Annotated in this window: 14 protein-coding genes; all 14 read right to left on the minus strand. The window is 65.3% G+C overall.

Annotated features, from left to right (window positions below):
• Positions 1-5 precede the first annotated feature (5 nt).
• The gene (gene rnhB / locus CSC67_RS16570) at positions 6-677 is read right to left on the minus strand and encodes a ribonuclease HII (RefSeq protein ID WP_118995563.1); all 672 of its coding nucleotides are present in this window, start codon (positions 675-677) and stop codon (positions 6-8) included.
• A gap of 35 nt (positions 678-712) precedes the next feature.
• Entirely contained in the window at positions 713-1891 is a 1179-nt protein-coding gene (lpxB, locus tag CSC67_RS16575) for a lipid-A-disaccharide synthase (protein ID WP_118995564.1), read from the minus strand.
• Positions 1888-2682: an acyl-ACP--UDP-N-acetylglucosamine O-acyltransferase gene (lpxA, locus tag CSC67_RS16580; protein WP_118995565.1), complete on the minus strand. Its 795-nt coding sequence runs from the start codon at positions 2680-2682 to the stop codon at positions 1888-1890. Before lpxA ends, lpxB begins: the two co-directional genes overlap by 4 nt.
• Positions 2682-3134, minus strand: coding sequence for a 3-hydroxyacyl-ACP dehydratase FabZ (gene fabZ / locus CSC67_RS16585; protein ID WP_118995566.1), 453 nt, complete (start codon positions 3132-3134; stop codon positions 2682-2684). The genes lpxA and fabZ overlap by 1 nt, the downstream gene beginning before the upstream one ends.
• Before the next feature lie 45 nt (positions 3135-3179).
• Positions 3180-4271: a UDP-3-O-(3-hydroxymyristoyl)glucosamine N-acyltransferase gene (gene lpxD / locus CSC67_RS16590; RefSeq protein WP_118995567.1), complete on the minus strand. Its 1092-nt coding sequence runs from the start codon at positions 4269-4271 to the stop codon at positions 3180-3182.
• Between the two features lie 6 nt (positions 4272-4277).
• Positions 4278-4853, minus strand: coding sequence for an OmpH/Skp family outer membrane protein (locus tag CSC67_RS16595; protein ID WP_118995568.1), 576 nt, complete (start codon positions 4851-4853; stop codon positions 4278-4280).
• 65 nt (positions 4854-4918) lie between these two features.
• On the minus strand, positions 4919-7261 hold the full coding sequence (bamA, locus tag CSC67_RS16600) for an outer membrane protein assembly factor BamA (RefSeq protein WP_118995569.1): 2343 nt from the start codon (positions 7259-7261) through the stop codon (positions 4919-4921).
• 104 nt (positions 7262-7365) lie between these two features.
• On the minus strand, positions 7366-8697 hold the full coding sequence (gene rseP, locus CSC67_RS16605; protein WP_118995570.1) for an RIP metalloprotease RseP: 1332 nt from the start codon (positions 8695-8697) through the stop codon (positions 7366-7368).
• An 18-nt stretch (positions 8698-8715) separates the two neighbouring features.
• A complete protein-coding gene (gene dxr / locus CSC67_RS16610; protein ID WP_118995571.1) occupies positions 8716-9912 on the minus strand; it encodes a 1-deoxy-D-xylulose-5-phosphate reductoisomerase in 1197 nt (398 codons plus the stop codon).
• Positions 9909-10772: a phosphatidate cytidylyltransferase gene (locus CSC67_RS16615; protein WP_118995572.1), complete on the minus strand. Its 864-nt coding sequence runs from the start codon at positions 10770-10772 to the stop codon at positions 9909-9911. The genes dxr and CSC67_RS16615 overlap by 4 nt, the downstream gene beginning before the upstream one ends.
• Positions 10773-10802: 30 nt before the next feature.
• The gene (gene uppS, locus CSC67_RS16620; protein WP_118995573.1) at positions 10803-11564 is read right to left on the minus strand and encodes a polyprenyl diphosphate synthase; all 762 of its coding nucleotides are present in this window, start codon (positions 11562-11564) and stop codon (positions 10803-10805) included.
• Between the two features lie 48 nt (positions 11565-11612).
• Positions 11613-12173, minus strand: a complete 561-nt coding sequence (frr, locus tag CSC67_RS16625; protein WP_118995574.1) for a ribosome recycling factor — start codon at positions 12171-12173, stop codon at positions 11613-11615.
• 14 nt (positions 12174-12187) lie between these two features.
• Positions 12188-12904: a UMP kinase gene (pyrH, locus tag CSC67_RS16630; RefSeq protein ID WP_026067729.1), complete on the minus strand. Its 717-nt coding sequence runs from the start codon at positions 12902-12904 to the stop codon at positions 12188-12190.
• A gap of 171 nt (positions 12905-13075) precedes the next feature.
• Positions 13076-13951, minus strand: a complete 876-nt coding sequence (tsf, locus tag CSC67_RS16635; RefSeq protein WP_118995575.1) for a translation elongation factor Ts — start codon at positions 13949-13951, stop codon at positions 13076-13078.
• Between the last annotated feature and the right edge of the window lie 173 nt (positions 13952-14124).

The raw sequence follows: 14124 nt of genomic DNA on the forward strand, positions 1-14124 counted from the left end.
CCGACCTATTCCTCTGTAAACGGCTGCGCTTCGAGCGCGGCCCATACCCGATCGGGACCGTCGTGTCCCTGCGCCTGCGCCAGCCATTCCTTCACGGGCGCGAAGCTGCGCCGGTGCGCGGGGCATGGGCCGTGCAGCCTCAGCCTTTCGAGATGGATAACCGTGCCATAGCCTTTGTGGCGGTCGAACTCGTATTGAGGGTACTGCTCGTGCAGCACCCGGCAGTCGGCGTCGCGAGCGGTCTTGGCCAGGATGGAAGCGGCCGATATGGCGGGCACGAGTGCATCGCCCTGCACGATGGCCTGGGCCGAGCAGACCAGGCCCTTGGGCACGAGGTTGCCGTCGACCTGGGCGTGCACCGGCTTGATCGCCAGGCCGGCACAGGCGCGGCGCATGGCCAGCATGGTGGCCTGCAGGATGTTCAGGCTGTCGATCTCTTGCACGCTGGAGCGGGCGACGCACCAGGCCAGGGCTCTTTCCCGGATCAGCAGCGCCAGTTCCTCGCGGCGCTCGGCGGTGAGCTTCTTGGAGTCGGCCAGGCCCGCAACGGGCCGGTCGGGATCGAGGATGACGGCGGCGGCGTACACCGGCCCCGCCAGCGGGCCCCTGCCCGCCTCGTCGATGCCGGCCAGATGCAGCAGCGCCGGCATGGCGCCGAAAAGATCAACCTGCGACATTGCCTGCCTTTTGAGCCTGGGACATGAAAAGAATTTTAGTGACCACGGCCGGCCTCTTGCAAGATGGCCCGCGCCGCCAGGCCCGGCGTGTCGCGCAACAACGTCTCGTGCAGGCGCGTGAAGCGCTCGGCGGTGCGCTGGGCATAGGCGGCATCGGACAAGGCCGTCCAGGTGGACTGCGCCAGCTTCTCGGGCGTGGCGTCTTCCTGCAGCAGCTCGGGTACGGCAAAGTCGTTCAGCAGCACGTTGGGCAGGCCCACCCAGGGAACCAGCGGCCGCGATTGGCCCGACTTCCAGGCCATGATACGCCGCATGGCCGGCGACAGCACGTATGAAATCACCATGGGCCTCTTGAACAGCGCGGCTTCGAGCGTGGCGGTGCCGCTGGCCACCAGCACGGCGTCCGCCGCCTCGAGCGCATCCCAGGCGGCGGGCTGCGAAGGCGAACTGGCCTGATCGAGCATGACGAGGTTGGCAACCGGATGCTGCCGCAGCCAGCCCTCGAATTCGGCGCGGCGCTGGGCATTGACCATCGGCACCAGAATACGCAGATTGGGATCCTGCTTCAGCAGCAGTCCGGCGGCCTGCAAAAAGCGCGGCGCCAGCAGCTTTATTTCAGAGGCGCGGCTGCCCGGCATGAGAGCCAGCACACGCTCGCCGGCGCCCAGGCCCAGCCTGGCCCTGACGCCTTCGCGATCGGGACGCATGGGAATCACCTGGGCCAGCGGATGCCCCACGTAAGTAACCGGGACGCCCTCCTTCTGGTAAAGGGCTTCTTCGAATGGAAACAGCACCAGCATGTGGGACACGGCGGCACGTATCTTGTGGATGCGCTCGTAGCGCCAGGCCCAGATGGAAGGCCCCACGAAATGTACGGTGGGAATGCCCGCCTGCCGCAGCTGCAGTTCGAGCCGAAGGTTGAAGTCGGGCGCATCGATGCCCACAAAGACGTCGGGCCGGTCTCGCAGCCAGCGGCGCTTGACGTCGCCATAGGTGCGCAGCAGCCCCGGCAGGCGCTTGAGTGCGTCGACGTAGCCGAACACGGTCAGGGCATGCATGGGGTGCCAGGTGTCCAGCCCCTGCTCGGCCATGGCCGGGCCGCCTATGCCCTCGCATCGGCTTTGCGGCGCAAGACCGGCGATGCCCCCCATGACGCGAGCGGCCAGCAGGTCGCCCGAAGGCTCGCCGGCCACCATGGCGATGCGCGGACTCATGCCCGGGCGATGCCCCGCGTCGAGGCGTTGAGAAAGTCGACCAGCACCTGCAGCGCGTCGTGCGCTTCGGTGCGCTGAGACTGCAGCGCGGCGATCTGCTGCGCCGCTTCTTCGACCTTGAGGTTGCGGCGGTAGAGGATTTTGTACGCTTCTTTCAGGGCAGAGACGGTTTCGGGCGTGTAGCCGCGCCGATTGAGCCCTTCGCTGTTGATGCCGACCGGCCTGAAGGGGTCGCCCGCGCCGATGACGTAAGGCGGGATGTCCTGCCTTATGGAACTGGTGCCGCCTATCATGCTGTGGGCGCCGATGCGCACGAACTGGTGCACGGCGGAAGAGCCGCCCAATATGGCCCAGTCGTCGATGTGGATGTGGCCCGCCAGCTGCACGCTGTTGGCGATGACGGTGTGGCTCGCAATCTGGCAGTCGTGCGCAATGTGCACGTAGGCCATGATCCAGTTGTCGTCGCCCACCCTCGTCACGCCGACGTCCTGGGCCGTGCCGGTGTTGATGGTGACGTACTCGCGCACCATGTTGCCGTCGCCGATCTCGAGCCGGGTGGGCTCGCCCTTGTATTTTTTGTCCTGCGGCATGCCGCCGATGGAGCAGAAACGGTAAAAGACGTTGTCCCGGCCTATGGCGGTGTGCCCGTCGATGATGCAATGAGGCCCCACCTGGGTTCCCGCAGCAATGCGCACGCCAGGCCCCACGATGCTGTAAGCGCCTACTGTGACGTCGTCGGCCAGCTCGGCCTCGGGCGCCACGATGGCGGTGGGATGGATGCGCCCGGTCATCAGTCCTCCAGGGCGCGGATGGCGCACATCAGCTTGGCTGCGGCCACCTCCTGGCCGTCCACCGTGGCGCACGCGGAGTACTTGCACATGGTGCGGCTGAGGCGGTCGGCGGAGACCTCGAGGCGAAGCTGGTCGCCCGGCACCACCGGCCTGCGGAAGCGCGCCCCGTCCACTCCCACCAGGTAATAGGCGATCTTGCGGTCGGCGGGATTGACGGTGGAGTCGCCCTCGAAAGAAAACAGGGCCGCCGCCTGCGCCATGGCCTCGATGATGAGCACGCCCGGCATGACCGGATGATGCGGAAAATGGCCCTCGAAGAACGGCTCGTTCATGGACACGTTCTTGATGGCCACGATGCTTTTTCCCGGCTCCATTTCGAGGACCCGGTCGATCAGCAGCATCGGATAGCGATGCGGCAGGCGGGCCATGATTTCCTTGATGTCGAGTTTCATTCTTTTCTATCCTACCGGCGTCATTCGCGCATGCGCCTCTGTCAATTACTTGTCCTGTTTCTCGAGAGCGCGCAAGCGCTTCCGCAACTGCGAGAGCTGTCCCAGCACCGCGGCATTGCGCTGCCAGCCGGCGTGCTCGTCGAAAGGATACACGCCGGTGTAGCGGCCGGGCTTCTCGACGTTGGCGGTAATGGCCGTGCCGCCCGAAACATGCACGTCGTCGCCCAGGACGATGTGGCCGGAAATCATGGAAGCGCCGCCTATGGTGCAGCGGGCGCCGATGACGGTGGAACCGGCAATGCCCACGCAGGCGGCCATGGCGGTGTGGTCGCCGATGCGCACGTTGTGCGCGACCATGATCTGGTTGTCGAGCTTGACCCCGTTGCCGATGACGGTGTCTTCGAGGGCGCCGCGGTCGATGGTGGTGTTGGCGCCGATTTCGACGTCGTTGCCGACGCTGACGCCGCCCAATTGGGCGATTTTAGCCCAGGCGCCGGGTTCGCTGGCCGGATGCGGCGCAAAGCCGAAGCCGTCCGCGCCCAGCACGGCGCCGCTGTGCACGATCACCCGGTCGCCCAGGTGTACGCCGTGATAAAGCGTGACTCCCGCATGAAGCAGGCCGTCGGCCCCGATGGACGAGCCGGCGCCGACAATGCAGCCCGGCCCCAGGCGGGTTCCCGGGCCGATGCGCGCGCCGTCCTCGATGACGCAGTGGGGGCCGATGCTGGCATCGTCCGCCACCTGCGCCGAGGCAGCGATGATGGCGCTGGGATGCACGCCCTTGGGCAGGTTCTGGATGCGGTGGCGGTCGAACCATTGCGCCAGCAGCGCATACATCAGGTAGGGTTGGCTGCACAGCACCACCCGGAACGGCGGCCGGTTTACTTCGAGGGACCGCCAGGCTTCGGGGGTGAGGATGACGGCCGCGGCGCGGCACTGCGCCAACTGGCCCTGCAACCTGGGATTGGCGAGGAAGCTGATCTCGGACGGACCCGCACTAAGCAAAGAGCCCAGTCCCCGTATGCGGGGCATGGGCTCGTCCGAGTCGACGATGCTGCTGTCCAGGCCGGTAAGGTTGGCTGCCTGCAATAGCCCGGGCAACGTAGGCGCCTGTTCGGGCGCTAACAGTACCGGCATTTGTACTTAACCGCCCAGGGCCTGCATGACCTGATCGGTGATGTCGACGCGGGGGCTGACGGTGACGGCATCCTGGATGATGAGGTCATAGCCCTGCTGCTCTGCGATCTTCTTGATGGCGGCGTCGGCTTTTTCGACGATGGCCGAGAACTCTTCGTTGCGGCGGCGGTTGAAGTCTTCCTGGAATTCACGGCGCTTGCGCTGCAGGTCGGAGTCGAGGTCGGCAAGCTGGCGCTGGCGCTTGATGCGCTCGGATTCGGACAGCACGGGCGCGTCTTTGTCGAACTTTTGCGCCTGGTTGCGCAGGTTGTTGGCCATGCTTTGCAGTTCGTCGTCGCGACGCTTGAACTCGGATTCGATCTTGGCCTGGGCGGCCTTGGCGGGCTTGGAGTCGCGCAGGATGCGCTCTGTGCTGACAAAACCGATTTTTGTGGCCTGCGTCTGGGCCTGCACGGCCGGAACGCTCGCCACCGACACTGCACCCAACGCAGCCGCCAGCACCAACGCGCGGTTGCCTTGTCCGACACGGCGGCGCAAAGCGCCGCCCACAGCGGAAAGTTTCAATGTGAATTCAGACTTCATGAAAAATCTACCTTGCGAAGGAGCAGAAAGAATAAAAAGCTTATTGTGCCATTAAATTCGCGACATTAGAAACCGGTTCCGATCTGGAACTGGAAGGCCTGTTTGTCGTCGCCTTCCTTGGCATTGAGCGCACGGCCGAAGGAAAGTTCGAGCGGCCCCATCGGAGACTGCCACGACAGGCCCACACCGGCCGAATAGCGCCAGCCGCAGGGGTCTTGCACCGAATGCTGGTAGCCGTCCATGCAGGACATGCCGCTTCCGGCCGAGATCTGGCCCGCGTCGGCGAACAGGAACCAGCGCAGCGTGCGGTCGCGGGTGGCCCCCGGGAACGGCAGATACAGCTGCACATTGCCGATGATGCGGCGCGCGCCGCCCAGGTAGTCGCCCGTGATGGTGTCGCGTGGGCCCAGGGACGCGCCCTCGTAGCCGCGCACCGAGCCTATGCCGCCGGCGTATACGTTCTTGATGACCGGGAAGGCCTTGCCGCCATAGGTCTTGCCCCAGTCGATCTGGCCGTTGAAGGCCAGCGTGAAGCTGCGGCCCAGCGGTATGTAGTGCTGATGCTGGGCGTGCAGCATGTAGTACTTGAGCCCCATGGTGGAGAAGTCGCCCGACAGGCGGGTGTAGCCGCCCTTGTTGGGCGCCAGGGCGCTGTCGCGGGTGTCTTTGGACCAGCCCAGGTTGAAGATGACCGAATTGGTGGTGCGGCCGTATTCGTCCACGTAGTCTTGATAGGCCTGGGGCGCGTTGTACAGGTCGAGCGTGTTGCGCTCGAAGCTGACGCCCGTGAACACGCGGTCGTACTCGGAGATGGGCACGCCGAAGTTCAGGCCGGCGCCCAGCGCCGTGACGCGGTAGTCGCCTTCGTATTCGCGGTCGGCGCGGGTTTCGTACGGCGTGGTGCGGCGGTAGTACACCGACGTGGTCTTGCTGATGCCGTCGTTGGTCCAGTACGGGTCGGTATGGGCGATGACCGCCGAGCGGTTGGTCTTGCTGGTGTTGACCTGCAGCGACAGGCTGTTGCCGCTGCCGAAGATGTTGTCCTGGCTGATGCCGGCCGACAGAATCACCTTGTCGGTCGAGCCATAGCCCACCCCGAGGTTGATCATGCCGGTGGGCTTTTCTTTGACGTCGACGTTGACGTCGATCTGGTCGGGCGAGCCGGGCACGGGCTCGGTCTGCACATTGACCTCGTTGAAGTAGCCCAGGCGGTCGATGCGATCGCGCGACATCTTGATGTTGTTGGAGTCGTACCACGAGGCTTCCATCTGGCGCATTTCGCGGCGGATGACCTCGTCTCGGGTACGGGTGTTGCCGCCGATCTGGATGCGGCGCACGTACACGCGCCGGCCCGGATCGACGTAGAACGTCAGGTCGGCCTCGTGCGCGTCGCGGTCGAGGACGGGATTGGGATTGACGTTGGCGAAGGCATAGCCCAGGCTGCCCAGGTAATCGGTAATGGCCTTGGCGGTTTCATTGGTCTTGGCCGCCGAGAAGGTCTCGCCCTCTTTGACCTGGATGAGTTTGCCGATTTCTTCGTCCAGGCCCAGCAGTTCGCCGGCCAGCTTGACGCTGCGCACCGTGTAGGGTTCGCCCTCGTGCACCGTGAAGGTGATGAAGATGTGCTCGCGGTCGGGCGAAATCGACACCTGCGGCTGTTCGGACGAAAACTCGAGATAGCCGCGGTCGAGGTAGAAGGACCGGATGCGCTCGATGTCGCCCTCGAGCTTCTCGCGCGAGTATTTGTCGGTGCCCGTATACCAGGTCATGAAGCCGGACGTCGTCAGTTCGAGTTCGTCGCGCAGCCTGCCGGAGGAAAAGTCTTCGTTGCCCACGAAGTTGATCTCGCTGATCTTGGCCAGTTCGCCCTCGAAGATATCGAAGCTGACGCCCACGCGGTTGCGCGGCAGCGGCGTGATGATGGGGCTGATCTCGACCCCGTACTTGCCCTTGGCCAGATACTGCTGCTTGAGCTCGAATTCGGCGCGCTCGAGCATGGCCTGGTCGAACACCCGGCCCGGACCGAAGCCCACGGCGCTGAGCGATTTGTTGAGCGCCTCGGCGTCGAACTCGCGCATGCCGTTGAAGCTGACCGAAGCGATGGTGGGCCGCTCTTTGACGTTGACCACCAGCACGTTGCCTTCGGTGTCGATGGTGACGTCGCTGAAGAAGCCCGTTGCATAAAGCCGCTGCACGGCCTCGCTGGCCTGCTCTTCGGTGAACTGCTCGCCCACCTTGACCGGCAGGTAGCTGAAGACCGCGCCGGCGTCGACACGCTGGATTCCATTGACTCGGATGTCCTGCACGACGAAGGGCGTGAACGCGCTGGCAAGGCCAGGGGCCAGCCAGGCGGCCAGGATCAGGGGCAAGGCGCGCTGGGTAAATTTGGTTTTCCGGCGAAACGACATCCTGGTGGATCCTCAGTAGATCAAATTGGGGAAAGATTGTAAGGCAGAACCCGCTTAGTGTGCTGTCCGATTGATTCGTGTAGGCAAATTAAACAAACAGCACCCTAACTGAAAAGGCGGGAAAAATCATTAAAGAACGCCAATCCCATCAGGGCTGCGAGCAGGCCCAGGCCCACGCGCTGCCCGGTTTCGAGCCATGCGTCCGGCAAGGGCCGGCCGCGCAGCATCTCGATGATGTAATACATGAGATGCCCCCCGTCAAGCATGGGAATGGGCAGCAGGTTCAAAACGCCGATACTAACACTGATCAAGGCCAGGAAGCCGATATAGGCGGCCAGGCCGATGCGGGCGGTCTGGCCGGCGTAGTCGGCGATGGTGACCGGGCCGCTGATGTTGCGCACCGACACGTCGCCCACCACCATGCGGCCCATCATCTTGAGCGAAAACCATACGGTATCGAGTGTGCGCGTCACGCCGCGCGAGACGCTTTCAAGCGGGCCATAGCGCACCGTCACCATAGGAAAATCGGCGCCCAGCATGACGCCGATGCGCCCTACCCGCTCGCCCGAAGCATCGGCCTCGGGCCGCGGCACGAGCTGCAGATTCACCGGCGTCCCGTTTCTCAGCACGGTGATCGCCATGGGCTGGCCTGGCTGCGACTGGATCTGCTCGACGAGCTCGGAGGCGGAAGGTTCGTTCAGCGGGCCGGCCGCGACGATGACGTCATCCTCGCGCAGCCCCGCTTCTTCGCCGGCCCCGCCGGCCACCACCTCGCGCACCAGAGGGCGCGGCGTGGCCAGCGCCAGGCCCGCGTCGGCCATCATGTCGGCATCGTCGGGCTCTATGCTGGCGGCGCGCAGCTGGAGCGTGTGCCGGCGGGCCGCGCCGCCTTCGCCTTCCACTTCCAGGGACACGGTTCCCCCGGAAGTCAGCGCGTCGAGTAATCCCCAGCGGGCTTCGCCCCAGGAGCGGACCGGCGAGCCGTTGACCTCGACGATGCGGTCGCCGGCTTGCAGGCCGGCTTGAGCGGCCGGGCTGCCGGCCGCCGGAGCGGCCAGGATGGCCGCGGGCTCTTGTGTGCCCACGAAGCTGAGCGCGGCATAGAGCACGGCGGCCAGCAACAGGTTGGCGAGCGGGCCCGCCGCGACGATGGCAAAGCGCTTGCCCACCGGCTGCCGGTTGAAGGCCTGGCGCGCGTCGCCGCCATCGGCCTGCAGCGGGTCGTCCAGCATCTTGACATAGCCGCCCAGAGGGATGGCGGACAAGGCCCATTCGGTGCCGTGGCGGTCGAACCGGCGCACCAGCACCCGGCCGAAGCCCACCGAAAAGCGCAATACTTTCACCCCGCAGCGCCGCGCCACCCAGTAGTGGCCCAGCTCGTGGAAGGTGATGAGCAGACCCAGCGCGACGATGAAAGCGAGCAAGGTGAAAAACATGATGGTCCGGTACCGCCTCTATGACTTACAGAACTGAAGGGCTTGCCGCCGGGCGCTGCCGTCCAGCTCGAGCACCGCTTCGAGCGAATCGATGGCCGTGCGGGTCTTGCCGGCCATGGCTTCCAGGCATTGTTCGATGACGCGGGCGATGCCGGTGAAGGGAATACGGCTGCTCAGGAAATGGTCGACGGCGACCTCGTTGGCGGCATTGAGCGCGATGCAGGCCTCTTGTCCCGCCTCCAGCGCCTGGAAGGAAAGCCGCAGGCAAGGAAAGCGCCGCAGATCGGGCGGCTCGAAATCGAGCCGGCCTATCGTGGCCAGGTCGAGCGGACCCACCCCGCTGTCTATGCGCTCGGGAAAGCCCAGGCCGTAGGCGATGGGCGTGCGCATGTCCGGCTGGCCCAGCTGGGCCAGGATGGAGCCGTCTTCGTACTCGACCATGGAATGGATCATGCTTTGGGGATGGATGACCACTTGGATGCGTTCCAGCGGCATGGCAAAGAGCCAATGGGCCTCGATGACCTCGAGCCCCTTGTTCAGCATGGTGGCCGAATCGACGGAAATCTTGCGTCCCATGCTCCAATTGGGATGGGCGCAGGCCTGTTCCGGCGTTACGCCTTCCAGGCTGTCGAGCGCCGCGGTGCGGAACGGTCCGCCCGAAGCGGTCAGCAGCAGTCGCCGCACGCCCTTGGCGGGCGACGTCGGCGCGCCGGCCCGGCCGGCATGCGGCATGCATTGGAAGATGGCGTTGTGTTCGCTGTCGATCGGCAGCAGTTCGGCGCCGTTGTCGCGCACCGCCGCCATGAACAGGCTGCCGGCCGCCACCAGGGCTTCTTTGTTGGCCAGCAGCACGCGCTTGCCCGCGCGGGCCGCGGCCAGCGCCGCGGGCAGGCCCGCCGCGCCGACGATGGCCGCCATGACCGTATCGACTTCCGGGTCGGCGGCGCATTCTTCGAGGGCGCGGGCGCCCACGCGTATCTCGGGCGCCGCGCGGCCCGCGGGCCAGGCCTGCAGAAAGCGCTGGCGGGCCTTGTCGTCGGGCACCGCGACCACACTTGCCTCAAAAGCCAATGCCTGTTCGGCCAGGCGGTCCATGCGGCTGTGAGCCGAAAGAGTATGCACGCGAACGCTATCGGCATGGCGGGACGCCACGTCCAGCGTGCTGCGGCCGATGGAGCCGGTGGAGCCCAGTATGCAAAGACGTTGGGGCTTCATGAGCCGAGACTCACCAGCATGAACGCCGTGGGCGCAACGGGCAGCAAGGCGTCGATGCGGTCGAAGACGCCGCCATGGCCCGGCAGCAAGGCGCTGGAATCCTTGCGCCCGGCCCGGCGCTTGAGCAGGGACTCGAACAGGTCGCCGACGATGGAGAGCGCGGCCAGGAAGGCGGCGAAGATCAGCGCGCCGCCCAGGGACCAGCCCTGGACCAGCACAGCGCCGAAGCTGCCGGGCCAGCGGCTGGACACAGCCACCCATGCGATCGCCGCCAGGACGCCCGCGATGGCGCCTTCCCAGCTTTTGCCGGGGCTGACGCGAGGCGCCAGCTTGCGCCGGCCCAGCGCCTTGCCGGCGAAATAGGCGCCGATGTCGGCGCACCAGATGAGCGCCATCAGCGAGACCAGGAACCAGGCGCCATAGGCCAGGTAGAACTGCACCAGCGCGGCCCAGGCGGCCCACACCGCGAAAATGCCGAAAATGCGCAAGCCGGAGCTGGGCGCGGGCGCGTCCGTGCGGCCCTGCACCACGAGGGCCGTCGCGCCCACTATCCATGCCAGCACCACCAGCGGCGTGAGCCAGTTGTTGCTGGCATGGGCCACGATGGCCGACCAGCCGGACATCGAGCCGGCTTCGATCCAACCCGTGCCGCAAAAGAGCATCATGACGCCCAGCACGGCCGCGATGATCACCGCGATGTTCTCGGCCCCAGGCGACACGGTCAGGCGCAGCCATTCCCACAGCGCGCAGGCGGCCGCCAGCGTCAGCAGCAGCATCAGCGGCCAGGCGCTGGGCACTGCCAGCGCGCCCAGCAGGACCGCCAGAAGCACGACTGCGGTCATCACGCGTTGCGCCAGCATGGCAGGGACTCCTTTGAGGATAGACGGACTCTATTTGGATTGTTCGGCGAGCTGCGCGCTGGTCCGGCCGAAACGGCGTTCCCGCGAGCGGTACCACTTGAATGCGGCATCGATCTGCTTGGCGCCGAAATCGGGCCAGAATTCATCGGTGAAATACAGCTCAGTATAGGCGAGTTGCCAGACCAGAAAATTGGAGATGCGCTGCTCGCCGCCCGTCCGGATGAACAGGTCGGGCTCGGGGGCCCAGGACATGGAAAGGCGCTGGGAGACGTCCAGCTCGTCCAGGGCATCGGGGTCTTGCGCCAGTTCGGGTTTATCGCGCAGCAGGCGGCGCATGGCCTGCAGGATGTCCCAGCGCCCGCCATAGTTGGCGGCAACGGTGAGATGCAGCGCATCGTTGTGCCGGGTGCGCGCCTCGGCGGCGGCGATCAGCTCGCGCAAATGCGGCTCGAAGGCCGTCAGGTCGCCCACCACGCGCAGCCGCACGCCCTGCTTCTCGAGCTTGACCACTTCTTTCTCGAGCGTCTGCACGAACAGGCGCATCAGCAGCGAGACTTCTTCCTGGGGACGGCGCCAGTTCTCGGAGCTGAAGGCGAACAGGGTCAGGTATTTGACGCCCCGGCGTCCGCAGGCCTCGACCACGCGCCGCACGGCCTGCACGCCACGGGCGTGCCCCGCCGCGCGCGGCAGCAGCCGGCTCGTGGCCCAGCGCCCGTTTCCATCCATGATGATGGCGAGGTGCGTGGGCACCTCGGTGCTTTCAGGGATGGAGACTGTGGAGCTCGTGAACATGGGCGGGGGTCGATCTGCGCTGCGGCTGTATAGTGGGCTTCGACAGCCCTAGACCGTCATGATCTCGGCTTCTTTCTGCGCGACGACCTTGTCGATCTCGCCGACGAACTTGTCGGTCAGCTTCTGGACGTCGTCCTGGGTGCGGCGTTCGTCGTCTTCGGAGATTTCCTTGTCCTTGACGAGCTTCTTGAGGCCGTCGTTGGCGTCGCGGCGCACATTGCGCACGGCCACCTTGGCGTCCTCGCCTTCGCTGCGCACCACCTTGGTGAGATCGCGGCGGCGCTCTTCTGTGAGCGGCGGCATGGGCACGCGGATGTTGTCGCCCATGGAAACCGGGTTCAGGCCCAGGTCGGAATCGCGTATGGCCTTCTCGATGGGGCCGACCATGTTCTTTTCGTAGGGCTGCACGCTGAGCGTGCGCGCGTCGATCACGTTGACGTTGGCCACCTGTCCGACCGGCACCGGCGAGCCGTAATACTCGACCTGCACGTGGTCGAGAATGCCGGCATGCGCACGTCCCGTGCGGATCTTGGCCAGATTGGTCTTGAGTGCGTCCAGGCTCTTCGCCATGCGTTCTTCGGCGGATTTCCTGACCTCGGATGTGCTCATTTCTTTTTCCTTTATCAAACGTGCACCAGGGTGCCCTCGTCTTCGCCAAGCACCACGCGCCGCAGCGCGCCGGGCTTGTTGATGGAAAACACCTTGATCGGCAGCTTCTGGTCGCGGCACAGCGCAAAGGCCGTGGCGTCCATGACTTCGAGTCGACGCACGATCACTTCATCGAAGCTGATGCGGGCATAACGTGTTGCTGAAGGATCTTTATTGGGGTCGGCCGTATAGATGCCGTCGACCTTGGTGGCCTTCAGAACGATTTCCGCACCGATTTCGGCGCCTCGCAGCGCGGCCGCCGTATCGGTGGTGAAAAAGGGGTTGCCGGTACCCGCCGCGAAGACCACGACCTTGCCCTCTTCGAGATAGCGCAAGGCCTTGGGGCGGATGTAGGGCTCGACGACCTGGTCAAGATTGAGCGCCGACTGCACCCGCGTGTCGATGCCGCGGTGCTTCAGGGCGTCCTGCAGGGCCAACGCGTTCATGACCGTGGCCATCATGCCCATGTAATCGGCCGTGGCGCGGTCCATGCCCTGCGCGCCCGGCGCGACGCCGCGAAAGATGTTGCCGCCGCCGATCACGATGGCCAGCTCGACGCCCAGGGTGGATACCTCGGCGATCTCCTCGGTCATGCGAAGAATGGTACTGCGGTTGATCCCAAATGCGTCCTCTCCCATCAGCGCTTCGCCGGAAAGTTTGAGAAGAACACGTTTGTACGATCTGGTGGTCATAGATGGCAATCCCGAGAAGACGTTCCAACGAAAGTGTATGCCAGATTGGCCTCGACAGCGCAGAGAGGCGCAACATTCGGCAACGCGATGAACGAGCGCGGCAGCGCCGCCCCATCGCGATCGCGCGGGCGGCGCCCGGAGGCGACCGCCCGCGCTATTGACCACCGGCGATCAGGAATTGCCGGCAGCGGCCGCCACTTCGGCGGCGAAGTCTTCGGACTTCTTCTCGATGCCTTCGCCCACGACGAAGAGGCTGAAGCGCTGAATGGAAGCGCCTTTCTCTTTCAGCATCTGCTCGACGCTTTGCTTGTCGTTTTTAACAAAGGGTTGCGACAGCAGCGTGACTTCCTTCAGGAACTTCTGCACCGAGCCTTCGACCATCTTGGAGACGATCTCGGCGGGCTTGCCCGATTCGGCCGCCTTCTGCGCGGCGACCGAGCGCTCGGCTTCGATCAGCTCGGCGGGCACGCCCTCGGCGTTGAGCGCGCGCGGCTTGGTGGCGGCGATGTGCATGGCCAGGTCTTTGCCGACCTCTTCGGAGCCGTCGAACTCGACGAGCACGCCGATTCGGCCGCCGTGGACATAGCTGGCCAGCTGCTTGTCGGTTTCGAAGCGCTCGAAGCGGCGCACGGCGATGTTTTCGCCGATCTTGCCGACCAGGGCCGAACGCGTGCTTTCGACCGTGCCTTCGCCGAAGGACAGGTCGGACAGCGCGGCGACGTCGGCGGGGTTCTTCTCGGCGATCAGTTGTGCAATCTGCGATACGAAATTGATGAAGTCGTCGTTCTTGGCGACGAAGTCGGTTTCGCAATTGATTTCGACCAGGGCGCCCTGCTTGCCGTCATCGGACACGTACAGGCCGACCAGGCCTTCGGCGGTGACGCGGCTGGCGGCCTTGCTGGCCTTGCTGCCCAGCTTGACGCGCAGCAGCTCTTCAGCGCGCGCCATGTCGCCGTCGGCTTCGGTCAGGGCCTTTTTGCATTCCATCATGGGCGCGTCGGTCTTTTCGCGCAGTTCTTTGACCATCGATGCGGTAATTTGAGCCACAGTATTCTCCAGTTCTTGAAACGGGCCCCGGCCGGAGCCGGGGCGGGGGCAGACGAATCAAACAGGCACGCCCGTGTGCCGGGCGGCGCGCCGGCATGCCGGACACGGCGGATTCGGAGCCGGCAGGTGCCTGTGCAAAGTCGCCTCGCGCGCCGGGGCGGAAGCCGGCGCGC

Origin of the sequence: Pusillimonas caeni (assembly GCF_003545815.1) — a bacterium.
In the GTDB taxonomy this organism is placed as follows: domain Bacteria; phylum Pseudomonadota; class Gammaproteobacteria; order Burkholderiales; family Burkholderiaceae_B; genus Pusillimonas; species Pusillimonas caeni.